This is a genomic window from Halomonas sp. G15, assembly GCF_021282295.1.
Classification (GTDB): domain Bacteria; phylum Pseudomonadota; class Gammaproteobacteria; order Pseudomonadales; family Halomonadaceae; genus Halomonas; species Halomonas alimentaria.
Map to the genome: position 1 here is coordinate 88587 of NZ_JAJSPA010000002.1, position 25796 is coordinate 114382.

The 25796-nt window shown below is 67.2% G+C and carries 28 protein-coding genes; 12 read left to right on the forward strand and 16 right to left on the reverse strand.

What is annotated here, in order from left to right:
• Positions 1-60: 60 nt before the first annotated feature.
• From LWH48_RS01915 to LWH48_RS01940, 6 genes are read right to left on the reverse strand one after another with little or no spacing between them, the layout of a single operon-like run.
• Positions 61-405 (reverse strand): Na+/H+ antiporter subunit G, encoded by a 345-nt coding sequence (locus LWH48_RS01915; RefSeq protein ID WP_232911090.1) that lies wholly within the window; start codon positions 403-405, stop codon positions 61-63.
• The gene (locus LWH48_RS01920) at positions 402-671 is read right to left on the reverse strand and encodes a K+/H+ antiporter subunit F (protein ID WP_161432871.1); all 270 of its coding nucleotides are present in this window, start codon (positions 669-671) and stop codon (positions 402-404) included. Before LWH48_RS01920 ends, LWH48_RS01915 begins: the two co-directional genes overlap by 4 nt.
• Positions 668-1174: a Na+/H+ antiporter subunit E gene (locus LWH48_RS01925; protein ID WP_232911091.1), complete on the reverse strand. Its 507-nt coding sequence runs from the start codon at positions 1172-1174 to the stop codon at positions 668-670. The genes LWH48_RS01920 and LWH48_RS01925 overlap by 4 nt, the downstream gene beginning before the upstream one ends.
• Positions 1171-2694 (reverse strand): monovalent cation/H+ antiporter subunit D, encoded by a 1524-nt coding sequence (locus LWH48_RS01930; RefSeq protein WP_232911092.1) that lies wholly within the window; start codon positions 2692-2694, stop codon positions 1171-1173. The genes LWH48_RS01925 and LWH48_RS01930 overlap by 4 nt, the downstream gene beginning before the upstream one ends.
• Positions 2691-3029: a Na+/H+ antiporter subunit C gene (locus tag LWH48_RS01935; RefSeq protein WP_232911093.1), complete on the reverse strand. Its 339-nt coding sequence runs from the start codon at positions 3027-3029 to the stop codon at positions 2691-2693. The genes LWH48_RS01930 and LWH48_RS01935 overlap by 4 nt, the downstream gene beginning before the upstream one ends.
• The gene (locus tag LWH48_RS01940) at positions 3029-5824 is read right to left on the reverse strand and encodes a monovalent cation/H+ antiporter subunit A (protein ID WP_232911094.1); all 2796 of its coding nucleotides are present in this window, start codon (positions 5822-5824) and stop codon (positions 3029-3031) included. The genes LWH48_RS01935 and LWH48_RS01940 overlap by 1 nt, the downstream gene beginning before the upstream one ends.
• Before the next feature lie 242 nt (positions 5825-6066).
• Here LWH48_RS01940 and dctP point away from each other — a divergent pair, with 242 nt between their 5' ends.
• The 8 genes from dctP to LWH48_RS01980 all read left to right on the forward strand — a co-directional run bounded on the left by dctP (position 6067) and on the right by LWH48_RS01980 (position 14393).
• Entirely contained in the window at positions 6067-7134 is a 1068-nt protein-coding gene (dctP, locus tag LWH48_RS01945; protein ID WP_232911095.1) for a TRAP transporter substrate-binding protein DctP, read from the forward strand.
• A 123-nt stretch (positions 7135-7257) separates the two neighbouring features.
• Positions 7258-7803, forward strand: coding sequence for a TRAP transporter small permease (locus LWH48_RS01950; RefSeq protein WP_161432876.1), 546 nt, complete (start codon positions 7258-7260; stop codon positions 7801-7803).
• Positions 7800-9077 carry a TRAP transporter large permease gene (locus LWH48_RS01955; RefSeq protein ID WP_232911096.1) on the forward strand — a complete coding sequence of 426 codons (1278 nt, stop codon included), beginning with the start codon at positions 7800-7802 and terminating at the stop codon, positions 9075-9077. The genes LWH48_RS01950 and LWH48_RS01955 overlap by 4 nt, the downstream gene beginning before the upstream one ends.
• A 79-nt stretch (positions 9078-9156) precedes the next feature.
• On the forward strand, positions 9157-9513 hold the full coding sequence (locus LWH48_RS01960) for a RidA family protein (RefSeq protein ID WP_161432878.1): 357 nt from the start codon (positions 9157-9159) through the stop codon (positions 9511-9513).
• Complete coding sequence (locus tag LWH48_RS01965) at positions 9510-10628, forward strand: class II histone deacetylase (RefSeq protein WP_442908285.1); 1119 nt, start codon at positions 9510-9512, stop codon at positions 10626-10628. Before LWH48_RS01960 ends, LWH48_RS01965 begins: the two co-directional genes overlap by 4 nt.
• Positions 10629-10674: 46 nt before the next feature.
• Entirely contained in the window at positions 10675-11643 is a 969-nt protein-coding gene (locus LWH48_RS01970) for a branched-chain amino acid transaminase (RefSeq protein ID WP_232911097.1), read from the forward strand.
• 62 nt (positions 11644-11705) lie between these two features.
• Positions 11706-12749 (forward strand): Lnb N-terminal periplasmic domain-containing protein, encoded by a 1044-nt coding sequence (locus tag LWH48_RS01975; protein WP_232911098.1) that lies wholly within the window; start codon positions 11706-11708, stop codon positions 12747-12749.
• A gap of 294 nt (positions 12750-13043) precedes the next feature.
• Positions 13044-14393 carry a Na+/H+ antiporter family protein gene (locus LWH48_RS01980; protein ID WP_232911099.1) on the forward strand — a complete coding sequence of 450 codons (1350 nt, stop codon included), beginning with the start codon at positions 13044-13046 and terminating at the stop codon, positions 14391-14393.
• 82 nt (positions 14394-14475) lie between these two features.
• Here the strand turns inward: LWH48_RS01980 and LWH48_RS01985 are convergent, their stop codons facing one another.
• The 4 genes from LWH48_RS01985 to LWH48_RS02000 all read right to left on the reverse strand — a co-directional run bounded on the left by LWH48_RS01985 (position 14476) and on the right by LWH48_RS02000 (position 18102).
• Complete coding sequence (locus LWH48_RS01985) at positions 14476-15210, reverse strand: RNA methyltransferase (protein WP_232911100.1); 735 nt, start codon at positions 15208-15210, stop codon at positions 14476-14478.
• 129 nt (positions 15211-15339) lie between these two features.
• The gene (groL, locus tag LWH48_RS01990; protein ID WP_161432893.1) at positions 15340-16983 is read right to left on the reverse strand and encodes a chaperonin GroEL; all 1644 of its coding nucleotides are present in this window, start codon (positions 16981-16983) and stop codon (positions 15340-15342) included.
• 80 nt (positions 16984-17063) lie between these two features.
• Positions 17064-17357: a co-chaperone GroES gene (locus tag LWH48_RS01995; protein ID WP_161432894.1), complete on the reverse strand. Its 294-nt coding sequence runs from the start codon at positions 17355-17357 to the stop codon at positions 17064-17066.
• Between the two features lie 205 nt (positions 17358-17562).
• Entirely contained in the window at positions 17563-18102 is a 540-nt protein-coding gene (locus tag LWH48_RS02000) for an FxsA family protein (protein ID WP_232911101.1), read from the reverse strand.
• A gap of 193 nt (positions 18103-18295) precedes the next feature.
• On the opposite strand from LWH48_RS02000, the gene LWH48_RS02005 reads away from it, so the two are divergent.
• Positions 18296-19057: an SDR family oxidoreductase gene (locus tag LWH48_RS02005; protein ID WP_232911102.1), complete on the forward strand. Its 762-nt coding sequence runs from the start codon at positions 18296-18298 to the stop codon at positions 19055-19057.
• A gap of 62 nt (positions 19058-19119) precedes the next feature.
• On the opposite strand, the gene LWH48_RS02010 is transcribed toward LWH48_RS02005, so the two are convergent.
• The gene (locus LWH48_RS02010) at positions 19120-19401 is read right to left on the reverse strand and encodes a ComEA family DNA-binding protein (protein ID WP_232911103.1); all 282 of its coding nucleotides are present in this window, start codon (positions 19399-19401) and stop codon (positions 19120-19122) included.
• A gap of 244 nt (positions 19402-19645) precedes the next feature.
• On the opposite strand from LWH48_RS02010, the gene pyrF reads away from it, so the two are divergent.
• A complete protein-coding gene (pyrF, locus tag LWH48_RS02015) occupies positions 19646-20341 on the forward strand; it encodes an orotidine-5'-phosphate decarboxylase (protein WP_161432898.1) in 696 nt (231 codons plus the stop codon).
• A gap of 3 nt (positions 20342-20344) precedes the next feature.
• Here the strand turns inward: pyrF and lapB are convergent, their stop codons facing one another.
• Genes lapB through LWH48_RS02030 form a run of 3 tightly spaced genes read right to left on the reverse strand, consistent with a single transcriptional unit; the run spans position 20345 to position 22183 of the window.
• The gene (gene lapB / locus LWH48_RS02020; RefSeq protein WP_232911104.1) at positions 20345-21526 is read right to left on the reverse strand and encodes a lipopolysaccharide assembly protein LapB; all 1182 of its coding nucleotides are present in this window, start codon (positions 21524-21526) and stop codon (positions 20345-20347) included.
• 1 nt (position 21527) lies between these two features.
• A complete protein-coding gene (locus tag LWH48_RS02025; protein WP_232911105.1) occupies positions 21528-21833 on the reverse strand; it encodes a LapA family protein in 306 nt (101 codons plus the stop codon).
• Positions 21834-21886: 53 nt separating this feature from the next.
• Positions 21887-22183 carry an integration host factor subunit beta gene (locus LWH48_RS02030; protein ID WP_232911106.1) on the reverse strand — a complete coding sequence of 99 codons (297 nt, stop codon included), beginning with the start codon at positions 22181-22183 and terminating at the stop codon, positions 21887-21889.
• Between the two features lie 178 nt (positions 22184-22361).
• On the opposite strand from LWH48_RS02030, the gene LWH48_RS02035 reads away from it, so the two are divergent.
• Together LWH48_RS02035 and LWH48_RS18350 are read left to right on the forward strand one after the other, a co-directional pair.
• A complete protein-coding gene (locus LWH48_RS02035; RefSeq protein ID WP_161432902.1) occupies positions 22362-22655 on the forward strand; it encodes an FAD assembly factor SdhE in 294 nt (97 codons plus the stop codon).
• Positions 22615-23010 (forward strand): protein YgfX, encoded by a 396-nt coding sequence (locus tag LWH48_RS18350; protein ID WP_332875601.1) that lies wholly within the window; start codon positions 22615-22617, stop codon positions 23008-23010. The genes LWH48_RS02035 and LWH48_RS18350 overlap by 41 nt, the downstream gene beginning before the upstream one ends.
• Positions 23011-23070: 60 nt before the next feature.
• On the opposite strand, the gene nadB is transcribed toward LWH48_RS18350, so the two are convergent.
• Together nadB and LWH48_RS02050 are read right to left on the reverse strand one after the other, a co-directional pair.
• Positions 23071-24642, reverse strand: a complete 1572-nt coding sequence (gene nadB, locus LWH48_RS02045; RefSeq protein ID WP_232911108.1) for an L-aspartate oxidase — start codon at positions 24640-24642, stop codon at positions 23071-23073.
• Entirely contained in the window at positions 24623-25768 is a 1146-nt protein-coding gene (locus tag LWH48_RS02050) for an FUSC family protein (RefSeq protein ID WP_232911109.1), read from the reverse strand. Before LWH48_RS02050 ends, nadB begins: the two co-directional genes overlap by 20 nt.
• Positions 25769-25796 lie beyond the last annotated feature (28 nt).

Sequence of the window (25796 nt, forward strand, 5' to 3'; positions counted from 1 at the left end):
TATCAGGCTTTGGCGAAGAGATGGACCTTGCCGGCCTCCCCCGCGGGAACCCCGGGTGGCTTATCGGTCGGGCATGTTGCGCGTGCCCGCCACGCCCGGCAGACGCCGGCGCAGGGCGGCCTTGCCCATCATATGGGCGCTGACCGGGGCGGTGGCAAACAGGAAGATGGTCACCAGCGCTTCCTGGACCGAGATGCCGTCCTGCTGGAGGCTGAAGTAGAGCAGCGAACCGATCAGGGTGCAGCCGACGCCCAGGGTGCTGGCCTTGGTGGGGCCGTGCAGGCGCGTATAGAAGTCGGGCAACTTGGCCAGTCCCCAGGAACCGATCAGCGCCACGACCGCGCCGACCAGCAGGAAGGCCGCGATCACCAGTTGCAGGGGCCAGGTCATGTCGATAGCGATCATTCGATGACGTCCCCCCGCAGCAGGTACTTGCTCATGGCCACGGTGCTGACGAAGCCCATCAGGGCGATCAGCAGGGCCAGCTCGAACAGGATGCCCAGGCCCATCCAGATATCCGCCAGCACGATCAGCGCGATGCTGTTGATCATCAGGGTGTCCAGCGCAAGGATCCGGTCGACGATATCGGGGCCGATGGCCAGGCGGTAGAGGTTGAGCAGGGCGGCGATGGCAAACAGCGTCATCGCGATGGGTATCACCACGGCGATCATCGGAAGATCTCCTCGAGCGGCTGCTCGTAGCGTTCACGAATACCGGCGATGGCCTCGGCCTCGTCCACCAGGTGCAGGGCGTGCACCAGCAGGGTGTTGGCCTCGGCGTCGTAGTGGATGGAGACGGTGCCGGGGGTCAGCGAGATGGTGCTGGCCAGGATGGTGATGGCGAAATCGTCCTCCAGGGCCAGCGGATAGGTGAAGAAGCCAGGCGTCAGGTGTCGGGCGGGTCGCAGGATGCGCAGGGCCACCACCAGGTTGGAGCGCAGGATGTCCATCAGCAGCACCAGTAGGTAGCGCAGCAGCGGCAGGGGGCGGCGGATCCTCGCCTCCTCGGGCCAGAAGGCGTGGGTCACCAGGGGGATCGCCACGCCTAGGACCAGCCCCAGCAGGGCGTGGGCCACGCTGAAGTCGTTGATCATCAGCAACCACAGCAGCGCCAGGAACAGCGAGAACAGCGGGTGTGGCAGCCAGAACTGCCAGTTGCGCATCGATGGCGTCATGGGGTGATCTCCGTGGCGGAGGCGAGGGCGTCGGGCAGCACGGCGGCGATATAGCCGCGCGGTGCGAGCAGCTGCTCGGCGGTGAGCTCCAGATAGCCCATTACCGGGTTGCCGAAGGCCGCCAGCAGCGCATTGAGGCCGACCATGCCGCACACCAGTGTCAGCAGGCCGCGCCTGAGCGGATAGGGCCTGGCCATCTCTGCGGGGCGCCAGAACCAGCTGCTGCCGGTACGGCTGATGGCGATGATGACCAGCAGGGCCGAGGCCAGCAGCACGCCCCACAGCCATAGGCCCCGGGGGTCGCTGGCGCTGGCCTGGAGGATCCACGCCTTGCTGACGAAGCCACCGAAGGGCGGCAGCCCCGCCATGGCGATGCCGGCGATGAAGAACAGCGTGCCCAGCACCCGTCGATGCCCGATGGGGCCGGTCGCCGAGAAGCGGTCGTAGCCCTCCTCGCGCTGCTGGCCCAGCAGGTCGGCGAGCAGGAAGAACACCGCGGCCATGCCGGTGCTGTGGATCAGGTAGAACAGAGCGGCGCCCAGGGCGGCCGGAGTCACCAGGCTGATGGTCGCGAGCAGGGTGCCGACCGAGAGGATCACCAGGTAGGCGGACAGGGTGCGCAGGCTGTCCGAGCCCAGCACACCGACACCGCCCAGTGCCAGGGTCAGCAGCGCCAGAGGCCACAGCCAGGCCCAGGCGGTGGCGTTGATCGGTTCCTCGCCCAGCGCGAAGACCAGCAGGAAGACGCGCAGGATGGCGTAGATGCCCACCTTGGTCATGATGGCGAAGAGTGCGGCCACCGGTGCGCTGGCTGCCGAGTAGGCCCGCGGCAGCCAGAACAGCAGCGGCAGGATCGCCGCCTTGATGCCGAACACCACCAGCAGGATCAGGCTGGCGGCGGCGAGCAGCGGCTCGTCTTCCGGTGGCGCCTCGGCCACGCGCAGCGCCAGGTCGGCCATGTTGAGGGTGCCGGTGAGGCCGTAGAGGGTGCCCAGTGCGATCAGGAACAGCGCCGAGCCTGCCAGGTTGATGATCACGTAGTGCAGCCCGGCGCGGCTGCGGGCACGCCCGCCGCCGTGCAGCAACAGGGCGTAGGAGGCGATCAGCAGGATCTCGAAGAACACGAAGAGGTTGAAGAGGTCGCCGGTGAGGAAGGCGCCGTTGAGGCCGGCCAGCTGGAACTGGAAGAGGGCGTGGAAGTGGGCGCCGCGCTGGTCGGTGCCGCCGCTGGCATAGACCAGGCAACACAGCCCCAGTACCGCGGTCAGGGCCAGCATGATGGCGGCGAGGCGGTCGAGAACCAGCACGATGCCGAACGGGGCCGGCCAGTTTCCCGCCTGGTAGAGCAGGTAGTCGCCCGACCCGGCCGTGGCCAGTGCCCAGATGCCCAGCAACACCAGCCAGCCGGTACTCGCGAAGCCCAGCAGGCGCTGCACGGCAAACGGTGCCCGGTAGCAGAGCAGCTGGCCGGCGCCGGTGAGCAGCGGCAGCAGGATGGGGAGGATCAGGGCGTGGTTCATGCGCGGTCCTCGTCCGGGTTCTCGCCGTCGACGTGGTCGTTGCGCAGCTCCACCGCGGCCTTGAGCGCCAGCACCACCACGAAGGCGGTCATGGCGAAGCCGATGACGATGGCGGTGAGCACCAGGGCCTGGGGCAGCGGGTCGGCGGAGCGCTCGGCCAGGCCGATGATGGCCGGGGCGCCGGCCACCAGGCGTCCCGAGGCGAACAGGTAGAGATTGACGGCATGGGAGAGCAGCGTCAGGCCCAGGATCACCGTGAAGGTGCGTGCCCGCAGCAGCAGGTAGACGCCGCAGGCGGTAAGCACGCCCAGGGTGAGCGCGTAGAGCAGTTCCATCAGCCGATCTCCTTGCCGGGGCCGGCCACGGTCATCAGCTTGCCGAGGTTGGCGAGTATCAGCAGCGTGGCCCCGACCACGGTGGCGTAGACCCCGAGGTCGAAGAGCATGGCAGTGGCCAGCTCGAATTCGCCGATCAGTGGCAGGGAGAGGTGGCCATGGGCCGAGGTGAGGAAGGGGAAGCCGAACAGCCAGCTGCCCAGGCCGGTGGCGGTGGCGATCAGCAGGCCGGCCCCGATCAGCGGCCGGAAGGCGGTCAGCATGCGCTGCTGCGCCCAGACCAGCCCGCCGGCCATGTACTGCAGGGTCAGTGCCACCGCGGTGATCAGCCCGGCGATGAAGCCGCCGCCGGGGAGGTTGTGTCCGCGCAGGAAGATATAGGCGGAGACCAGCAGGGCGATGGGCAGCACCAGCCGGGCCACCGTGCTTAGCATGATGGGGTGCGGCTCGGCGACCCAGTGGGCGGGATTGGTCTCGACCACCCGCTCCTTGAGGTGCAGGTCGCGGGTGAAGGCGAACACCGCCACGGCGGCGATGCCGAGCACGGTGATCTCGCCCAGGGTGTCGAAGCCGCGGAAGTCGACCAGGATCACGTTGACCACGTTGCTGCCACCACCACCGGGCACGCTGTTGGCGAGGAAGAAGTCCGAGATCGTCTGCTGGGGCCGGGTCAGGATGGCGAAGCTGAAGGCCGCCACGCCGACGCCCATCAGGCCGGCGATGGCCAGGTCGCGCCCCATGCGCACGCGGGTCGAGCCGCGGGGGGAGGTTTGGGGCAGGAAGGAGAGGGCCAGCATCATGATCACCACCGCCATCACCTCCACCATCAGCTGGGTCAGGGCGAGGTCGGGGGCCGAGAAGCGCGCGAAGGCCACGGTGACGAAGAGCCCGGTGACGCCGAGCAGCAGCAGCGCCGGTAGGCGGTGGTGGTGATAGACCACCACGCCGATCGCCGCCAGGCAGAGCAGGAGCGCCGCCAGCAGGGTCAGCGGGTCGAGCGGGGCGAGTGCCACACCGCCATCCCAGTGGGTCACGGCGAGCAGTTCAAGGCCTACCAGCACCACCAGGGTGGCCATGATGAAGGTCAGGTAGCGCTGCAGGGAGCCGTTCTCCAGCTGGAAGACCCGCTGCTGGGAGAGGGCGATGGTGCGGCGCATGATCCAGTCGAAGATCTCCTTGGCGTCGACCTGAGGCAGCCGCGCGTGCAGCCGGAACAGCGGGTCGCGCAGGTGGTAGAAGAGCGCGCCGCCGGCCAGGGCGAACAGGCTCATGAGCATCGGTACGCTGCCGCCCAGCGTGGTGAAGTCGTAGGGTGCGACGACCGCCTGACGGGCGGCGGCGAAGGCGGGGTGGACCAGCACCGAATAGAGGGGCTCCGGCGCCAGTCCCACCAGCAGCGTGGCCGCGGCGAGCAGCACGATGGGCGACAGCGCCGCCCCGCGCGGTGCTGCGGGGGGCCATGTGGGCAGGTTCACCGGTCGGCCGTTGAAGAAGACGTTGTGGAAGATGCGGATCGCGTAGGCCACCGAGAAGAGGGCGGCCAGGGCCACCCAGGCGGGGATCACCACGGCCGCCCAGTCGGGGGTGGAGATCAGCAGACTCTCGGTGAACAGCATCTTCTTGCTCAGGTAGCCGCTCATCAGTGGCAGGCCGGCCATGGCGGCGGCGGAGATGCCCGAGAGCACCATCAGCGCGGGCATGAAGCGCCACATGCCGTTGATCCGTCGCATGTCACGGGTGCCGGTGGCGTGCTCCACGTAGCCCGCCATCATGAACAGCGGCGCCTTGAACAGCGCGTGGCACACCAGGTGGAAGAGTGCCGCCGCCAGTGCCATGGGGGTGCCCAGCCCCAGCAGCAGCATGATCAGCCCCAGGTGGGAGACCGTCGAGTAGGCGAGCAGCCCCTTCATGTCGTGCATGAACATGGCCACGAAGGCGCCTAGCATCAGCGTCATCATCCCGGTCAGGGTGACCAGGTGGAACCATAGCGAGGTGTCGGCGAGCGCCGGGTGCAGGCGTGCGAGCAGAAACAACCCCGCCTTGACCATGGTGGCGCTGTGCAGGTAGGCGGAGACCGGGGTGGGCGCCGTCATGGCGTGGGGCAGCCACAGGTGGAACGGGAACTGGGCCGACTTGGTGAAGGCGCCGAGCAGGATCAGGTTGAGCATCAGGCCATAGTGCTCGTGGGCGCGGATGCGATCGCCGGCCTCGAGCACCACCGAGAGCTCATGGCTGCCGGCGGCCTGGCCCAGCAGCACCACGCCGCCGAGCAGCGCCAGGCCGCCGCCAGCGGTGATCACCAGTGACATGCGGGCACCCAGCCGGGCCGCATGGTCGTGGCTGTGGTAGCCGATCAGCAGGAAGGAGACCAGGCTGGTCAGCTCCCAGAACACCAGCAGGAACAGCAGGTTCTCGGAGAGCACGATGCCCAGCATCGCCGCCATGAACAGCAGGATCAGGGTGAAGAAGCGCGCCGAGGTGTCGCTGCCCGCGAAGTAGTAGCGCGCATAGAGCAGGATCAGGCAGCCGATCCCGGTGATCAGCAGGGCGAACAGCAGGCCCAGGCCGTCGAGGCGGAAGGCCACGTCGAGGCCCAGTGCCGGCAGCCAGGAGAGCCGCTGGACCACGGCCTCGTCGTTGCCCATGACATGCGGAAGCCAGCTGAGCAGAAGCAGCAGACAGAAGAGGGCGGGGAGGGCGGAGACCGAGGCCAGCAGTCGCGAGGAGCGTCCCTGCAGCAGGGCAGGCAGACAGGCGCCGGTCAGCGGCAGCAGGACGATCAGTACAAGCGGCATGGGACTCGCCTCCCTGTCCGGCATGGGTTCCTCACCACACTATAGAGGCCACTGCCGCTTGGGCAGGCTGTGGCTTCAACGCTGGCGTGGCATCGGGGACAGGTCATCTGTCGCGGGCGTTGAAGGGTTGCTACCCCGAGGGCAGGCGCTATCGGCAGCGACGTTCTAGGCTGGGTAACAGGCCAGCGCCACAGGCGCTGCCATTGCCGCATCCGATAACGACAACACCGAGAGGCAAGCCCATGCGTAGCACGATGTTTCCCCGCCTGACCGCCCTGGCGGCCCTGCCGCTGGCCATGGCGGCGGCCCAGGTCCAGGCCGAGGAGATGGCCATCGCCACCATCCTTCCCGAGGACATGAGCAACAACGAGGTCTATCCGGCTCTGATCCAGTTCAAGAACCTGGTTGAGACTCGCACCAATGGCGAGATCACCGTGTCGATTTTCGGCAACAGCCAGCTGGGCTCCGAGGTGGAGACCGCGTCCGAGGTCCAGGGCGGGCGCACCCTGCAGTCCACCATCATCACCACCGGTGCCATGTCGTCCTTCTATGACGACTATCAGCTGATGACTGCGCCCTTCATCTTCGACAACTGGCGTCAGGCCTGGGCCTTCTTCGATGGGGAGTGGTTTGCCGACTTCATGTCGGGGACCATCGAGGAGACCAACATGCGTTACCTGGGCACCTTCGATGACGGCGGCGGCTTCGTGGCCTTCACCAACAACGAGCGCCCGATCAAGACCGTGGAGGATCTCGAGGGGCTCAATATCCGCACCGAGGAGAACCCGGGACACGTGGCGATCATGAAGTCGATGGGCGCCTCGGCCACACCGCTGCCCTGGGGCGAGGTGATCACCGCCCTGGAGACCGGCCTGGCCGACGGCCAGTTCAACGCGCCGGTGCTCAACACCACCTTCAACTTCGACGAGGTGACGGACTACACCACCCTGACCGGGCACGTTTACAACAGCGCCGCCTGGCTGGTCAGCGAGGAGTGGTTCCAGAGCCTGACCGAGGAGCAGCAGCAGGCCATCGTCACCTCGGCCCGCGAGGCCATCGCCATCGGCCACGGCATGTCCGGGGCGCTGGCCACCGCCAGTTGGGTGGAGTCCTGCGAGCGCTTCGAGGAGTGCTACATCATGCCTCCCGAGGAGCGGGCGCGCATGGCGGAGATCGCCACCCCGGCCTGGAAGGAGTGGATCGTCAACGACTTCGGCATCGAGGAGGAGAAGGTCGACGCCTTCCTCGCCGAGGTCGCCCGGGTCGGCGAGGCGGTGGTCGAGAACGACATGGCCAACTATGGCCAGTGAGTGTCGACGCCGAGTGATCGGCCCCGGTGATCGCCGGGGCCGATGAGCCGGCAGGCGTGCGTGCGCCTGCCTCTTGATGCGACCGGCCTGCGGGTCGGTCGTCGATGTCACCGAGGTACTCCGATGCCCCTCCTCCAGCCCTTGCGCCGCCTGAGTGATGCGGTGAACCAGGTGGCGATCGTGACGTGCGTGGCCTGCGTGCTGATCATGCTGGGCATCTCCTTCACGGCTTTCCTCTACAAGCTGGCCACCGGCAGCACCCTGAGCTGGACCTACTCCCTGGCCCGGCTATTCCTGCCCTGGATCGGCTTCCTCTCCATGACCATCTCGCTGCGCTACGGCGAGCACGTGGCCATGACCCTGCTGGTGCGCAGTCTGCCGCGCGTGCTGCTCCAGGTGGCGGCGGGGCTCTGCCTCGGCGTGATCGCGCTGTTCGCGTTGATGCTGGTCTGGTACGGCTGGGACTACTTCCAGGGGGCCTCCCAGGTCTACATGGTCTCCGACCAGATCCAGATATCCGCCAAGTTCACCGCCATCGTGATCCCGATCAGCGGGGTCATCATCCTGCTGCACCTGGTGCAGGGCTTCGACCTGCTGGAACACTTCATCGATGACGAGTCCACGATCGATGAGCTGATCGAGACCGCCGACGGGGAGCACCGCCCATGATGCCCGCAATCATTGCCTTCGTCGTGCTGCTGCTGATCGGTGCCCCGGTCGCCGTGGTGATGGCCATGTCGGGGCTGGCCGGTGGCTTCGCCATGGGCGGCGAGCGCATGCTCGGCATCATCGCCGACCGCATGTTCGCCGGTGTCTCCGGCTTCCTGCTGATTGCCGTGCCCTATTTCATCTTCACCGCCGAGCTGATGAACCAGGGTGGCCTGACCCAGAAGCTGATCGCCTTCAACAACGCCCTGTTCGGCCGGGTGCGCGGGGCGCTCTCCCACGTCAATATCTCGGTGTCGGTGTTCTTCGCCGGCCTGACCGGGGCGGCGATCACCGATACCGTGGCGATCGGCAAGATCATGATCCCGGAGATGAAGGAGCAGGGCTATGACGCCGAGTACGCCGCGGCGATCACCGCCTGCTCGTCGATCATCGGGCCGATCATCCCGCCCAGCGTGGTGATGGTGGTCTATGCGACCCTGCTGCGTGATATCTCGGTGATCGACCTCTTCGCCGGGGGCATCATCCCCGGCCTGCTGATGGCCCTGGCGCTGCTCGCGGTGAGCTTCTTCCTGGCCTGGAAGCGGGGCTACCCCAAGCAGGCCCCCACGCCGCTCAAGGTGGCGGCCGTGGCCTTCCTGGTGGCGCTGCCGGCGATGATCGTGCCGCTGATCATCCTCGGTGGCATCCTCTCCGGGCTGACCACCATCACCGAGGCCTCGGGCTTTGCCGCCGTCTATGCCATCGCCATCGGCGTGATCTTCTACCGTAACCTCTCCTGGCAGAAGATCTGGCATGCCCTGGTGGTTACGGTGCGCTTCTCGGGGGTGGTGTTCTTCCTGCTGGCGACCTCGGCGGTGCTCGGCTGGTTTGTCACCCGTTCCGGCATCGCCCGGGACGCGGCCGGGCTGATCACCACCTTCAGCGACTCGACCTTCCTGCAGCTGCTGCTGGTCTGCGGCCTGCTGATCCTGATCGGCACCGTCATGGACGTGCTGCCGGCACTGGTAGTGGTGGCCCCGGTGCTGGTGCCGGCGATGATCCAGCTCGGTGTCGACCCGCTGCACTTCGCCATCCTGATGATCGTGGTGCTCAACATCTCCAACGTCACGCCGCCGGTGGGGATGACGCTGATGACGGCGGCGCGGATCGCCAACGTGCCCTTCGAGAGGGCGATCATCGCTTCGCTGCCGTTCTACGTAGCCTTCATCGTGGTGATCCTGCTGCTGGTCACCTTCCCGTCGCTCTCCACCTGGATCCCCACGCTGCTGGGCTAGGCAAGCCGCGATGGAAACCCTTCTACCACCCCGGCCAGGAGTGCGATGTTGCCGGCCGGCTTCCTGCAAGGAGACTCCCATGCGCATCACCTATCACGACAGCAATGCCCGCATGAGCCAGGCCACGGTGCACAACGGCACCGTCTACCTGGCCGGCCAGGTGCCCGATGACACCAGCGCCGACATGCGCGGCCAGACCGAGCAGGTGCTGGCCAAGATCGACCGTCAGCTGGCCGCTGCCGGGACCAGCAAGGAGCATCTGCTCAGCGCCCTGGTATGGGTGACCGACATGGGCGAGTTCGCCGAGATGAACGCGGCCTGGGATGCCTGGGTGGCGCCGGGACGCCCGCCGGCGCGGGCCGCCACCGAGGCGAGGCTGGCGCTTCCCGAGTTCAAGGTGGAGATCATGGTCACCGCGGCACTGCCAAGCGCATGATGACGCGCGCCACCACCGGCTTCTTCTGGCATGAGCGCTGCTTCTGGCACGACCCGGGGGCCATCGGGGTCTTCTCCGCTCCCGGCGAGTTCCTGCAGCCGCAGCCCGCCTCGGAGAGCCCGGAGAGCAAGCGGCGGCTGAAGAACCTGCTGGAGGTCTCCGGCCTGATCGACCAGCTGACAGTACGCAAGCCGCCGCCGGCGCGCCGCGAGGATCTCAAGCGCTTCCACACGCCCCGCTATCTGGAGGCGCTGGCGGCCGGTGACCGGGCAGGGGGCGGTGACGGCGGGGACTGCGCCCCCTATACGCCGGGTAGCCTGGCCGCCGCCTGCCAGTCGGCGGGCCTGGCCATCGCCGCGGTGGAGGCCGTGGCCTGCGGGGAGCTTCAGCGCGCCTATGCGCTCTGCCGTCCCCCCGGCCACCACGCCGAGGCCGACCGCGGCCGGGGCTTCTGCCTGCTGGGCAATATCCCCGTGGCCGTGATGCGGGCGCGTGCCCTGGGCCAGGCAGGGCGCGTGGCGATCCTCGACTGGGATGTGCACCACGGCAACGGCCAGCAGGCGGCGTTCTATGCCGATCCCGAGGTGTTCACGGTGTCGATCCACCAGGCGGGCAACTATCCGCTGGATACCGGCACCTTCGACGAGCAGGGGGAGGGGGCCGGCATGGGCGCCTGTCTCAACCTGCCGCTGCCGCCCGGCTGCGGCCTCGGCGCCTATGACCACGCCATGACCGAACTGGTGCTGCCGGCACTTGAGGCCTTCGACCCCGAGCTGATCGTGGTGGCTTGCGGCTATGACGCCTGTGCCAAGGACCCGCTCGGCAAGATGCTGCTCAACAGCGCGGCCTTCGCGCGCATGACCGCCCAGGTCAGGGACCTGGCCGAACGCGTCTGCGATGGGCGCCTGGTGATGGTTCACGAGGGCGGCTACTCCGAGGGTTATGTACCACTGTGCGGCCACGCGGTGATCCAGACCCTGGCCGACAGCGATATCTGCGTACCCGATCCCCAGAACGACGAGATCGCCGCCTGGGCCTACCAGGCCCTGCAGCCCCACCAGCGCGAGCTGATCGATGGCTGGCGTTCGGCCTGGGCAGCGGCCGGTCGGCTCTGACCTTCGCCTTCGATCACCGACTCTTTGACTACAGGAACCCGGACCCATGACACCGCTCTTCGATCGCGACGGCTGGATCTGGCATGACGGCGAGTGGCTGGCGTGGCGCGATGCCCGCACCCATATGCTGACCCATAGCCTGCACTACGGCATGGGCTGCTTCGAGGGCGTGCGCGCCTACGCTGGCCCGCGGGGCACGCACCTGTTCCGGGTGACGGAACACAGCCGCCGGCTGCTGGATAGCGCCCACGCCCTCGATATACCGTTATCTAACGATGACGAGACGTTGATCCAGGCCCAGCGCCAATGCCTGGCGCGCAATGGCCTGAGCAACGCCTATCTCAAGCCCACGGTGTATCTCGGTGCCGAGGGGCTGGGTCTTCGGGCGAAGGGGCTCACCACCCATGTGATGATTCCCGCCTGGGACTTGGGCGACTATATCTCGCCCGAGGCCGCCGCCATCGGCCTGCGTGCGCTGACCTCCTCCTGGGCGCGCCACCACGTCAACATCAGCCTGTGCCGGGCCAAGACCAACGGCCACTACGTCAACTCGATGCTGGCGCTCAACACCGCGGTGAAGGCGGGCTTCGACGAGACGATCATGCTCGACCCGGAGGGCTATGTCGCCGAGGCCTCGGCGGCCAACGTCTTCCTGCTGCGCGACGGCGTGCTGCATACCCCGGAGGTGACCTCCTGCCTGCAGGGCATCACCCGCGACAGCGTGATCCACCTGGCCCGCGAGGTACTGGGTATCGAGGTGCATGAACGACGCATCACCCGCGACGAGCTCTATATCGCCGATGAGGCCTTCGTCACCGGCACCGCCGCGGAGATCCTGCCGCTGCGCGAACTCGATGGCCGTCTCATCGGCGGGCGTGCCGGGGCCCCGGCGGTGGGCGAACCCATCGCCGCGGTCTCGGTGACCGCGCGCCTGCAGCGGCTCTACCGCGATGTCACGCGTGGCCAGCCGGGGCCGGCCACGGAGGCCTTCGGCGACTGGCTGACACCTGCCTGATATATTGAGCTTCCGGGCGGGCCGGCATGGTAGCCTGGCGACAGGCCGAAGGGAGTCCGCCCATGTCGCTGTTGCTCGATCTCGCCCTGCGCCTGGTGCTGCTGGCGTGTTCGCTATGGGGCGGCCTCGCGCTGCTGCATCGCTTTCCCGCCGGCATTTCCCTTCGCCGTCTCTCCGCCCTTGCCTGGCTACTGTTGGGTGGCCTCTGCCTGGTGTGGCACTGGCAGGGCGCCAGGCTGGGGCCGACCCTGGTGATGGCGGTGAGCATGGCGCTGCTGCTGGGCTGGTGGCGGCGACTGGCACCGGCAAGCGATCTGGCGTGGGCCGACGATGTGGCGTACCTGGCGACCGGCCACCGCCAGGGCGAGCGGCTGGTTCTCGACCATGTGCGCTGCTTCGACTGGCTCAGCCGTGACCAGGCCAAGGTGGCCTGGGAGCGGCGTGAGTATGACCTCCGGCGACTGGCCTCGCTGGATCTGTTCGTCTCCGGCTGGGGTCGCCCGGGTATTGCCCACGTGCTGCTCTCCTTCGGCTTCGCCGACGAGGCCGGCGAGGTCGACGACTTCGTCGCCTTCTCGGTGGAGGTGCGTCGCGAGCGCGATGAGCCCTTCTCGGAGATCGGCGGGTTCTTCAAGCGCTTCGAGCTGGCGATCATCGCCGCCGATGAGCGTGACGCGGTGCGCCTGCGCAGCAACGTGCGCGGCGAAGCGGTGACCCTCTATCGGGTTCTGCTCGGCCAGCACGAGCGTCGCGAGCTGCTGCTGGCACTGGTGGAGCAGGCCAACCGGCTGGAGCGTGAGCCGCGCTTCTATCACACCATCACCGCCAACTGTACCACCCTGGTCTACGCCCTGATGCGACGCATCATCGAGGGGCTGCCGCTGGACCATCGGCTGCTGCTAAGCGGACTCCTGCCCGGCTATGTCCATGATCATGGTGGCCTGGTGCCAGGCTTTCCGCTGAACGAGCTCAAGCGCTGCGGTAATATCACCCGGCGCGCCGTCGCTGCCCACGATGATCCCGACTTCTCACGAAGGATTCGCCAGGGCGTGCCTGGGTGGGAGGCGAGTGCGCTCCAGCCTGAAGAGGTCAACGCGTCGCAATAACGAAGAACGCCACGGCGGGTGCCGTGGCGATAGGGCCTCCATGGGCAGCATCCTGCTGCCAAGCTCCCTGCAGGGCGTCCAGCCCTGGCGCATCCGTGGCGGAGAAGTGGCAGTGTCCCTTGCCGTGTCCTGCTGGACGCCTCCCTTTATCGCCGATGCAGGTAACAGCGCGGTGACCGTCGCGTGTCGATTCCATGACATCCCGCTACGTAGCCCCGGGCGCGAAGAAGGCGCTTCTGGTAGAATCCTGCGCCGTTTCGTCTCAATTCAATTCCTTGTTCGGGGAAACCTGCCATGAATGCGGTAATCATTGCGGTGCTGGTGATGGTCGGACTGTCACTGGCACGGGTCTCTGTCGTCTTCGCCCTGGTGGTCGGGGCGCTGGTGGGCGGCCTGGTCGGGGGACTCTCCGTGGAGGAGACCCTCGGCGCCTTCAACGACGGCGTGGGTGGCGGGGCCAAGGTGGCCCTGGCCTATGCCACCCTGGGTGCCTTTGCAGTCGCGATCTCGCGCTCCGGGTTGCCGGACCTGCTGGCCCGGCGGTTGATCGGCCTGCTGGGCCAGGAGGCCACGGCAAATCGCCAGGCGGTGGTCAAGTATCTGCTGCTCGGCGCGGTGCTGCTGGTGGCGATCTCCTCCCAGAACCTGATTCCGGTGCACATCGCCTTCATTCCGATCCTGATCCCACCGCTGCTCAAGGTGATGAACCAGCTGCGCCTCGATCGTCGTGCGGTGGCCTGTGCGCTGACCTTCGGCCTTACCGCACCGTACATGCTGCTGCCGGTGGGCTTCGGGGCGATCTTCCTCAACGATATCCTGCTGGCCAACATCAACCAGGCCGGCGAGGCGCTGGGGCTCGAGATCACTCGCGGCATGGTGCCCCTGGCCATGGGGGTACCGGTGGGCGGCATGGCGCTGGGCCTGCTGGTGGCGGTGTTCCTCAGCTATCGCAAGCCGCGTGACTATGAGGCGCTGGACGTGGCGACAAGCAACGTGCCGCATCACCATCCGGAAACCCATGAGCCTCATGCCCTGGGCCTTTTGATGTCAGTCGTTGCCATTGTGGCGGCCCTGGGCATCCAGCTGTGGACCGGTTCCATGATCCTCGGCGGGCTGGTGGGCTTCGCGCTGCTCTCGGTGGGGGGCATCTTCAAGTGGCGCGAGGCCGACGACCTCTTCACCAGCGGCATGCGCATGATGGCTCTGATCGGCTTCATCATGATCTCGGCATCGGGGTTTGCCGCGGTGATGACCGCCACCGGCCAGATCGAGACCCTGGTGGAGTCCAGCGTCGAGGTGATCGGTGACAATCGCGGCCTGGCCGCGCTGCTGATGCTGCTGGTGGGCCTGTTCATCACCCTGGGCATCGGCTCGTCGTTCTCCACCATCCCGATCATCGCCGCCATCTTCGTGCCCCTGGCGGTGCAGTTCGGCTTCTCGCCGCTGGCCACCGTGGCCCTGGTCGGTACGGCCGCGGCGCTGGGCGATGCCGGTTCGCCGGCCTCCGACTCCACCCTGGGGCCGACCTCCGGCCTCAACGTCGACCGTCAGCATGATCATATCTGGGACAGCGTTGTGCCCACCTTCATCCACTACAACATCCCGCTGATCGCCTTCGGCTGGCTGGCGGCGATGACCCTGTGAGGGGGGATATCATCGAGTCCCAAGGGCGGCCTGCGTGCCGCCCTTTGTTACCCCTCACTCCTCACCGCTCACCTCTCACTCCTCACTCCTCGGGCAGGTGGCCCTCCAGCGAGGCGAGCAGCCCGCGCAGCAGCGAGAGTTCGCGGCGGGAGGGCTGGGCACGGGCGAACAGCGCATGCAGGTGTGCCTCGGTGCGCGCATGGGGCTGGGTGATGAAGCCGCTGCGTTGCATCACCCGGCCCAGATGGTCGTGGAAATGACCGACCTGTTCGCGGCTGGGCTGGCGCTCCTCGGCGGGCAGGGTCGGTCGGTAGCCGCTTTCGGGTCGCCGTCGCCAGGCCTTGAACGTCTCGTAGGCGAGCACCTGCACCGCCTGTGAGAGGTTGAGGATGCCGTAGTCGGGGTTGGCAGGAATGCTCACCTGGTGGCTGCACAGGCCGATCTCGTCATTGGTGAGGCCGAAGCGCTCACGACCGAATACCAGCGCCACCGGATCGTGGGCGGCATTCTCCACCACATCACGCGCCATCTCGTCGGGCTCGTCGAAGTGCGGCAGCGGCAGGCTCCGCAGCCGCGCGCTGGCGCCCACCACCTGCACGCAATCACTCACGGCCTCCGCCAGCGAGCCGACCACCCGGGCTCCTTCCACCAGGTCCTCGGCCCCCGCGGCGAGCCGCGAGGCTTCGGGATCGGGAAACTGCCGGGGATTGACCAGCACCAGGTCGGTCAGACCCATGGTCTTCATGGCCCGCGCGGCGGCCCCGATATTGCCGGGATGGAAGGTCTGGACGAGGACGATGCGGATGTTCGAAAGCATGGGCAGGCGGCTGGCGTCAGGTGATGAGCGGAAGGGTATCTTAAAGCAAAAACCCCGCCGGCTTGCACCGGCGGGGTCTGTCTCAGGGCTTGCCTATATGGGCAGTGCCTGGGGCAGGGTGGGGGATCTTTACATCATGCCGCCCATGCCACCCATGCCGCCCATGCCACCCATGTCCGGAGCGGCTTCCTTCTCGTCCGGATCGTCGGCGATCATCGCCTCGGTGGTGATCATCAGACCTGCCACGGAGCCGGCGGACTGCAGCGCGCTGCGGGTCACCTTGGCCGGGTCCAGCACACCCATCTCGAACAGGTCGCCGTAATCGCCGGTCTGGGCGTTGTAGCCGTAGTTGCCTTCCCCAGCCTTGACCTGGTTCAGGATGACGGAAGCTTCCTGACCGGCGTTGGTGACGATCTGGCGCAGCGGGGCCTCCATGGCGCGCACGGCGATGGCGATGCCGTGGGTCTGGTCCTCGTTGTCACCCTTGAGGCCGGCAACCTTGGTCAGCACGCGCACCAGGGCGGTACCACCGCCAGGCACCACGCCTTCCTCGACCGCGGCACGGGTGGAGTGCAGGGCGTCCTCGACGCGCGCCTTCTTCTCCTTCATCTCCACCTCGGTGGCGGCACCGACGCGGATCACGGCGACACCGCCGGCCAGCTTGGCGACGCGCTCCTGGAGCTTCTCACGATCGTAGTCGGAGGAGGTCTCCTCGATCTGGGCGCGAATCTGGTTGACGCGGGCCTCGATGTCGGCGTCGTTGCCGGCGCCATCGATGATGGTGGTGTTCTCCTTGGACATGGTCACGCGCTTGGCGGTACCCAGGTGGTCCAGGGTGGCCTGCTCGAGGTCCAGACCCACTTCCTCGGAGATCACGGTGCCATTGGTCAGGATGGCGATATCCTGCAGCATGGCCTTGCGGCGGTCACCGAAGCCCGGCGCCTTGGCGGCGGCGACCTTGACGATGCCGCGCATGGTGTTGACCACCAGGGTGGCCAGCGCCTCGCCCTCGATGTCCTCGGCGATGATCACCAGCGGCTTGCCGGCCTTGGCCACGGCCTCGAGGGTCGGCAGCAGTTCGCGGATGTTGGAGATCTTCTTGTCGACCATCAGGATGTAGGGGTCTTCCAGCTCGACCGCCATGGTGTCCTGGTTGGTGACGAAGTAGGGCGACAGGTAACCGCGATCGAACTGCATGCCCTCGACGACGTCGAGCTCGTCCTCGAAGCCGCGACCCTCGTCGACGGTGATCACGCCTTCCTTGCCGACCTTCTCCATGGCCTCGGCGATGATCTCACCGATGCGCTTGTCGCCGTTGGCGGAGATGGTGCCGACCTGGGCGATGGACTTGGAGTCGGTGCAGGGCACGGACAGGGCCTCGATCTCCTTGACGGCGGCGACCACGGCCTGGTCGATGCCACGCTTGAGGTCCATCGGGTTCATGCCGGCGATGACGCCCTTGAGGCCTTCGGTCACGATGGACTGGGCCAGCACGGTGGCGGTGGTGGTGCCGTCACCGGCGACGTCGGAGGTCTTGGAAGCGACTTCCTTGACCATCTGGGCGCCCATGTTCTCGAACTTGTCCTTCAGTTCGATCTCCTTGGCCACGGAGACGCCGTCCTTGGTGACGGTGGGGGCACCGAAGGACTTCTCGATCACCACGTTGCGGCCCTTCGGACCCAGGGTAACCTTGACCGCGTTGGCCAGGAGGTCGACACCGCGCGCCATGCGCTTGCGGGCATCATCGGAAAACTTGACTTGTTTCGCTGCCATGTTCGCTATCTTCCTTTCAATACGTGAACGTCAGAATTCTCAGTGTGCAAGGCGTGAGCGGCCTGCGCTCAGCCTTCAGCTCAACCTTCGACTACGGCCAGGATGTCGGACTCGCTCATGATCAGGACTTCTTCGCCGTCGATCTTCTGCTTCTCGACGCCGAAGCCATCCTTGAAGATGACGGTGTCGCCGACCTTCACGTCGAGAGCGCGGACGTCGCCGTTGTCGAGGATCCGGCCGTTACCGACGGCGAGCACTTCGCCACGAGTCGGCTTTTCCTGGGCGCTGCCCGGGAGCACGATGCCGCCAGCGGTTTTCTGTTCTTCCTCAACGCGACGAATGATGACGCGATCGTGCAAGGGACGGATGTTCATTGCTCACGTTCTCCTGATGGTTCATGTGCCGATGATCCGGCGGTTTGTATCACGACCTCGCCACCGAGGCAGCGAGGGGAGGCGTCGGACGCCTTCCGTGTCAATGGCGCGAGAGTCGCGCCGAAACCTGTTGCTGACGTGTAAGTGGGGCTAGCCCATGGCCTTTCAAGGCCCCTCCGGAAATTTTTTTGCCGATCTGGCCGGATCAGCCGCGGCGCTCGTCCCGGGAGATGAACTCCCCCTCGATGACGCCGTCGTCGGCATCCCCTGACGCCGGCTCGTCGGCGCCGCGGCGGTGGCGGCCCTCGTCGGCCTGTGCCCAGTCGTCCCGGGGCTTGCCGGCGCCGTTACCAGAGGCGCTGGTGAAACCCTCGCTGTGGACATGAAAGCCCTGGGTACGGATGCCAAGCCACGCCAGCAGCTTGCCCATCAGGCGCCGGGCATCGGGGATCAGGCACAGAAAGCCCAGGGCGTCGGAGACGAAGCCCGGCGCCATCAGCAGGGCGCCACCGAAGATCAGGGCAGCGCCGGTCAGCAGCTCGCCGGAGGGCACTTCGCCGCGCTCCAGGCGCTCCCGGGCCCAGGCAAAGGTGGCGGCGCCCTCGCGGCGGATCAGGTGCAGGCCGATGAAGCCGGTGGCCAGCACCAGCAACAGGGTAGTGAGCAGGCCAATCTGGCTGCCCACCGAAAAGAGGATGACGAAGTCGAGCAGGGCAAACAGCGTGAAGATAAGGAGAAAGGGCATGTGGCCTCCCATGATGACGTTCACGGTGAGATGGGGGCGAAGGCGGGGAAATCAAGCGTTGGTCGGCATCACTGGCCGGCGGGAGACAAAGGCGGGATTATAAGCTTAGTCACAGTGTCATGATGCGCTGCACACAAGTCTGCTACAGTGCCTGGCATCTACCGTTGACCCACCATCTCCCGGAGGAATCACGATGCAACTGCAGAATTCCGTTATCGCCATTACCGGTGGCGCCCGCGGCCTGGGGCTGGCCATGGCCGCCATGCTGGGTCGTCAGGGGGCCCGCCTGGCCCTGCTCGATACCGATGCCGCGACCCTCGACGAGGCCGTCACGGGGCTCCATGGAGCCGGCGTCGAGGCGCGCGCCTTCGTCACCAATGTGGCCGACGAGGCCTCCGTGAAGCAGGCCTTCGCCGATATCGCTGACTCCCTGGGGCCGGTCAGCGGCCTGGTCAACAACGCCGGTATCCTGCGTGACGCCCTGCTGGTGAAGGCACGGGACGGGAAGGTCGAGAAGACCATGTCCCTCGAGCAGTGGCAGTCGGTGATCGACGTCAACCTGACCGGCGTGTTCCTGTGCGGGCGCGAGGCGGCGGCACAGATGGTCGAGGCGGGCAACGAGGGCGTGATCGTCAATATCTCCAGCATCTCGCGAGCCGGCAACATGGGGCAGAGCAACTATGCGGCCTGCAAGGCCGGCGTGGTGGCCCTCACCACCACCTGGGCCAGGGAGCTGGCACGCCATGGTATCCGTGTCGGTGCCGTGGCCCCGGGCTTCATCGAAACCGAGATGACTGCCTCGATGCGCCAGGACATGCTCGACAAGCTGACCTCCGGCGTGCCACTCAAGCGGCTTGGCCAGCCGGAGAATATCGCCCAGAGCGTGCAGTTCATCTTCGAGAACGACTACTTTACCGGTCGCGTGATCGAGTGTGACGGCGGCCTGCGCCTGTGATCCACGGCTAGGCAGGTGGGATTCGGTGGCGGCCGTCCGCTGGCCGCCCATGGAGCGCAGGATCAGAAGGTTACCTGGTCCTCCAGGTTGGCTACCGTACCGTCGCCGATGCCGCTGACGCGTGTGAGGTCCTCGGCGCTCTCGTAGGGGCCGTTGGCCTCGCGGTCCTCGACGATAGCCGCTGCCTTGCTCGGCCCGATTCCCGGTAGTTCGGTCAGCAGCTCGGCGCCGGCCGTGTTGACGTTGATCGGCTCTACCTCCTGGGCCATGGCGCCGAGCGGTGCGAGCCCCAGCATGAGCGCGACCAGGCAGGCCCCGAAGAGGGCGTGAATCCTGTTTTTCATTGTCACTTCCTCCGTTGTTGTAGTCGCATCCTTCGCGGGTGCCTCTTCAAGCTAGTCCCGGAGGGAAGATATTCCCGTGGGGCTTATGCCCGCCACTCTGTGGGACAGGTCGTCTTTGCGTCGTCGTTCTGGCGTGCAGCACGTAGGACAGAACGTCGGTCTCGCTTCGGTGATCTCGCACCGCCCATATCGCCCATGGCTGGTATACTCTGGCGACGATTTCCTCTTGCCCGGAGCCCGGTTCGTGTCTACCGATTCCCCTCTGATCATTGCCCTCGACTACCCCTCCCTGGATGCCGCCCTGTGCATGGCCGACCGTCTCGATCCGGCACGCTGCCGCCTCAAGGTGGGCAAGGAGCTCTTCACCCGCAGCGGCCCCGACGTGCTGGAGGCTTTGCACGGGCGCGGCTTCGAGGTGTTCCTCGACCTCAAGTTTCACGACATCCCCAACACCGTGGCCGGCGCCGTGCATGCCGCGGCGGAGCAGGGGGTCTGGATGGTCAATGTCCATGCCGGTGGAGGGCGACGCATGATGGAGGCGGCCCGGGAGCGACTGGAGCGCCACGGTCTTGGAACACGACTGATCGCGGTGACCGTTCTGACCAGCATGACGGCCGATGACCTGGCCGAGGTGGGTGTGGGCGTCTCGCCCGCCGCACAGGTGGAGCGCCTGGCGACTCTGGCCCGCGACAGCGGGATGCACGGTGTGGTGTGTTCGGCCCAGGAGTCTGCCCGCCTGCGCGAGCTGTGTGGCGACGATTTCCTCAAGGTGACGCCGGGCATTCGCCCCGCCTTCGCCCAGGTCGGCGACCAGCAGCGCATCATGACGCCGGGGGATGCCATGGCCGCGGGCAGCACCCACCTGGTGGTAGGGCGCCCGATCACCCAGGCGGAGGAGCCCATGGAGGCCCTCGCCGCCATCGAGGCCGAGCTCAACTAGCCGCTACTCTCCCTCGATGCCGGTGATCGGGCGGGTGGTGCCCCAGCTACGACAGCGCGGGCACTGCCAGTGCAACTGGTCACCGGTGAAGCCGCAGCGGCGACAGCGGTGGCGAGGCAGCTGCTCGAGCAGGGTGGCGGTATGGCGCTTGAGCAGGGCCAACTGTTCCAGCGCCTCGCCGTGACTGTGCTGGTGGTAGAGGTCGATCAGGTAGTCCAGCGCTCCCAGGCTCGCCTCGCGATTGAGCTGTTCACTGACCAGGGCGATCGCGGGCTCGATGCCCTGGTGATGGCGGATGGTCTCGGCCAACTGGATGATCACGCTGGTGTAGGGGGTCTCCTCGAGCAGGTCGTGGAGGTGGCGTATCAGGCCATCCTCGTCGTCTAGCAGGCGGTAGGCATTGCTCAGTGGCTCCAGCAGGGTCGGGGTGAAGGCCGCGTCCTGGGCGGGGATTCGCGACAGCAGGGTGATCTCCTGGCGGTAGTGGCCCGTGTCGTGCTCGAGGGAAGCCAGCAGCAGGTTGGCGCGCACGCAGCGCGGGTCGACGTTGAGGGCCTGCTTGAGGTGGCGGCGGGCCAGCACCGGAGTGGCGTTGGCGCGCTCCTCCTCGGCCAGTTGGCAGAGCCAGTGGGCCGCGGCACGCCGCACTTCCTGATCCTCGCGGATCAGCTGGGGGGTGGCCACCGCGAAGGCCTCCGACCATTCGCCCTCGCGTTCGAAGAGGTCCGCCAGCAGCCGGCGTGCCGATCGCCGCAGCCCGTCGTCATGGGTATCGCGCAGCAACCCCTTGAGTAACCGTTCGGCACGATCCAGCAGCCCCAGGGAGAGAAAGTCTCGGGCCAGCTCCAGCTGTACGCGCTCGCCCTGGACAGGCGTCAGACTGGGTCGGGCCAGCAGGTTCTGGTGAATCTTCATCGCCCGGTCAGCCTCGCCGCGGCTGCGGAAGAGGTTGCCCAGGGTGATATGGGTATCGATGGTCTCGCTGTTGACCTGCAGCGCCCCGACGAAGGTCTCGATGGCTCGATCCTGCTGGTCGTTGAGCAGGTAGTTGAGGCCCACGAAATAATCCCGCGCCAGTCCTTGCGGAGGCGCGGGATCGTTCGGCTTGCTGCGTTCGCGGCGGCCCAGCCACCAGCCGATGGCGACGGCTGCCACCAGAATGGTCAGCAGCAGGGCATCGGGCATATCAGGGGAGTTCCTTCAGCTCCTGGACACGCAGCTTGTCGAGCTCCTTGCGCTGCTGCTGATTGTGGCGCTGGGCGCGGGTCAACAGGGCGCGCAGGCGCAGGTAGACGCCGCTCATGGCCAGCATGCCCAGCAGCACGCCAACCGCCAGTGAGGCCAGCAGCCAGACCGACAGCGAGGCGGGCGGCAGCTCGATCCAGATCAGGTTTAGCGGCAGGGCCTCGCGATTGTTCACCGCGAACAGGATGCCGACCAGTAGAACCGCCAGCAGGATGATGGCCAGGATCAGGCCTTTTAGCCAACGCATGCGAAGTGTCCCCTGTGAAGTAAGAGTTGGGTCGGGAGAGAGGAGCGCCGGGCTCAGTAGCCCAGCACGCGGCTGTCGTCTACCTGCTCGCGCAGCTCCTTGCCGGGTTTGAAGTGTGGCACGAACTTGCCGTCCAGCGCGACCGGTTCGCCAGTCTTGGGATTGCGCCCGATGCGGGGTTCGCGGTAATGCAGCGAGAAGCTTCCGAAACCGCGTATCTCGACGCGCCCCCCGGCGGCCAGGGTCTCGGTGATATCCTCGAGAATCAGCCGAACCGCCGATTCCACTTCCTTGAGCGACAGCTCGGGCTGACGCATGGCGATCTGTTCGATCAGCTCGGACTTGGTCATCTCGGGTCTCCGTTGGCGGCGCGGCTGTTGTTTTATTTCAAGCATACTCGGCAAAACGAGACAAAACAACGCACTACGACCATAGGTAGAGACCTCGATCCGTGACCGGCGTCAGCTGTGTCGCCGCGCCGCCTCGGTTATACTGGCGCCACACCCCAAGGCAAAGGCGAGGTCGACCTTGAACGAACCATCAAGCCCGGAGACGGCACAGCGCAAGCGGCTCTATTGGCACTCCCGCCGCGGCATGTGGGAGCTGGACCTGTTGCTGGTGCCCTTCCTCGAACAGCGCTATGACGCCCTGGAGCCCGCCGACCAGGCCGCGTTCCGCGACCTGATCGACGAGGAGGACCAGGACCTCTTCATGTGGCTGATGCGCCGCGAGCTCCCTGCGGAGCCGGTGCGTCGGCGCATCGTCCAGATGATCATCGAGCATGCCGAGAGCGCCGACAGCGTGTCGCATCGGCCGGTCTAGGCTGGCTCTGTTGGTCCATCTCCTGCCGGCCGCTGCGGTGGCCGGCCTCCTCGCGACAGTTCTTGCTTTCTGGTGGTGGCTCCCCGTGGCACTCGGCCTGGGGGCCATCACCTTGTGGTGCGTGCGTGACCAGCCTCAGGGGGAACTGAGTGCCGAGGCCCTGCCCGGCGGAGGGCTGCAGTGGAAATGGCGGGATGCAGGGGACACGGCCTCGCGACCGATCAGCCTGCGCTGTGACTACCTGGGGCCCTGGCTGATCGGGCTGCGTCTGAATGGGAGGCGGCTGTGGCTGTGGCCCGATAGCTGCTCGCCGTCTGCCCATCGGGAACTGCGCCGCTATCTGGTTCGCCACTAGGCCGACTCACGCTCCGGTGCCGTCCACCGGCCTGGCCAGTCACCGTGCTTGCGGCTCCGCTCAGACGAGGTCGCTTAGCTGGATCCGGGAGGGACGGGGAAGGGGGGCGCCGTGGTGCGGGCAGTCCGGGTTGTAGTGCAGGCCGCGAGACTCGCGGCGTGCCCGGGCGCTGGCCACGGTCAGCCGCGCCAGGCGCAGCGAATGCCACAGTCCCACCAGTTCCGCGGCCGGCTGGCCGCGTCCTGCGACCTCGGCGATCTCCTGCTGCAGCTCGGCCAGCGTTTCTGCGGCCTCGGCCAGTCCGGCGTCACGGCGCACGATGGCCACCCGGGCGCTCATCACGCCGCGCATGCGCTCGCGCCACTCGGCGAGTGCCGCCGGTGCCGCCTCGGCCCTGGCCCGGGTGGCAGGCGCGCTGACGAGCGGCACCCGCGAGGCATCCTGCAGCATGGCGGCGCAGCTGCGCGCAAACACCAGGCACTCCAGCAGCGAGTTGCTGGCCATGCGGTTGGCGCCATGCAGGCCGGTGCAGGCCACCTCGCCCACGGCGAAGAGGTGGGCCACGTCGGTGGCGCCATGCTGGTCGGTGGCTACCCCGCCACAGCTGTAGTGGGCCGCCGGCACCACCGGGATCGGGACCTTGACGATATCGATGCCGCGGTCGGCGCAGTGGGCGTGGATGGTGGGGAAGTGCTCGCGGATCGCCGCCTCGCCCAGATGGCGAACGTCGAGGAAGACATGCTCGCTTCCGGTGCGCTGCATCTCGGCGTCGATGGCGCGCGCAACGACGTCTCGCGGCGCCAGTTCGGCACGCGGGTCGATGGCCGGCATGAAGCGTTCGCCGTGGATATTGAGCAGCCGCCCGCCCTCGCCGCGCACCGCCTCGCTGATCAGGAAGGGGGTGCCCTGGGGATCGTAGAGGCAGGTCGGGTGGAACTGCTGGAACTCCAGGTTCATCAGCGTGGCACCGAGCTCCGCGGCCATCAGCATGCCCTCGCCACTGGCCGGTTGGGGGCTGGTGGTGTGGCGATAGAGGCCGCTGGCGCCGCCGGTGGCCAGCACGGTGTCGTGGGCCGGCAGGTCGATCGGCTGCCCGTCAGTGTCGAGACAGCGTGCACCTCGGCAGCGGCCGGCATCGTCCTTAAGCAGGCCGATGGCGGTGAGGTCGTCGCGGATGTGGATCGCCGGGTGTGCCGCGACATGGGCCTTGAGGGTATCCATCAGCGCGCGCCCGGTGGCGTCGGCGGCGTGGATGATGCGTCGCGCGCCGTGTCCGCCCTCGCGGGTGAGGTGGTAGGGGTAGTCGGCCCCGGGGCTGGCATCCCGCGTGAAGGGCACGCCCAGGCCAAGCAGCCATTGGATGGCCGCCGGCCCCTGCTCCACGGTGAAGCGCACCGCGGCCTCGTCGCACAGGCCGTCGCCCGCCACCAGGGTATCCTGGATATGCGCCTCGATATCATCGCTGGGGGAGAGTACCGCGGCGATGCCGCCCTGGGCCCAGCGGCTGGCGCCCCGGTCGTCGCTGGCGGGGCGCAGCAGGGTCACGCCACGCTGGTCGGCCACTTCCAGGGCGAGTACCAGGCCGGCGACACCGCCGCCGATGATAAGCACGTCATGGTTGGCGTGGGACATCTTGCGCTCCTCTGTCGGGCGTGGCGGTGTGGCGGCGCGCCCACTTGCGCCCCGAGGCGCGACGCAGGCGGCGGCTGGGCAGGCGGGTCAGGCCACCCAGGCGGGTGACCAGGGCCTCGGTGAGGCGTGCCAGCTCGCGGTTGAGCCACAGGTAGCCGCTGGGGCTGAACAGCGCCCGTCCCTGCGCACTGACCGCGGTGGTGGCGAGCGGGGCGTAACGCTGGAGGTCGAACTGGCTGATCTCGACCGCGATGGGCTGGCCGGTACGCACCTGATAGGCCAGGGTGCCCAGCTCCCGGGCGAGGCGGTGCTGTTCGTCGCGCAGCCCTTCCATCGCCTCGATGCGATCATGGCCGGCACGGGTGTTCCAGTGGGTCTCCAGCAGCAGCTCGATGGTCGAGAGCATGCGCCGCTGCAGGGAGATGATGTCATCCAGCTCGTCGCGCCGCAGGCGGCGTTCGCGATGGATGGCATCGACCAGGCCGCGCTGCTTGACCAGTGCCGAGCTGGCGGCCTTGAGCAGGGCGCGGGTATCGATATCCAGGGCCGCCGAGGCGGTGGTGTGCACGTGGAACAGGCGCGCCATGCGATCGAGGTTCTCGGCCAGCATGAAGCGCATCATGTCGGTGGCCTTCTGGGGCAGTACCAGCACCGTGATCACGATGCCGACCAGGGTACCCAGCAGCACGTCGAAGGCGCGCCACAGTCCCACATCCAGGGCGTGGCTGCCGTCGCCGACCACCAGCAGCAGGCTGATGGCGAACATCAGGCCGCTATAGCCGTGTCGATTGCCGAAGGTGAGCCAGGTGGCGATGCCGATGGCGACCAGACTGCCGGCGGGGATCAGCAGCGGCAGGTCGATGGGCAGCAGGATCAGCAGAAGGCCGGAGGCCGCGCCGAGCACGGTGCCCAGCAGCCGCTGGCGCCCCTTGTCGAGCACACCGCCGATATGTGGCAGGTTGCCCATCACCATCACGGTGCTGACCAGCGCCCAGCCGGAGTGGGGGATCGCGAACAGGCGGATGATGATAAAGGTGGTCGTCAGCGCCAGCAGCACGCGCAGGACATGCAGTCGGCGACGATAGCGGTAGGTAAAGAAGGGGTCGCGCAGGGGCGGCAGATTCATCAAGCGTTTGCCCCGCAGAGGTATCGAC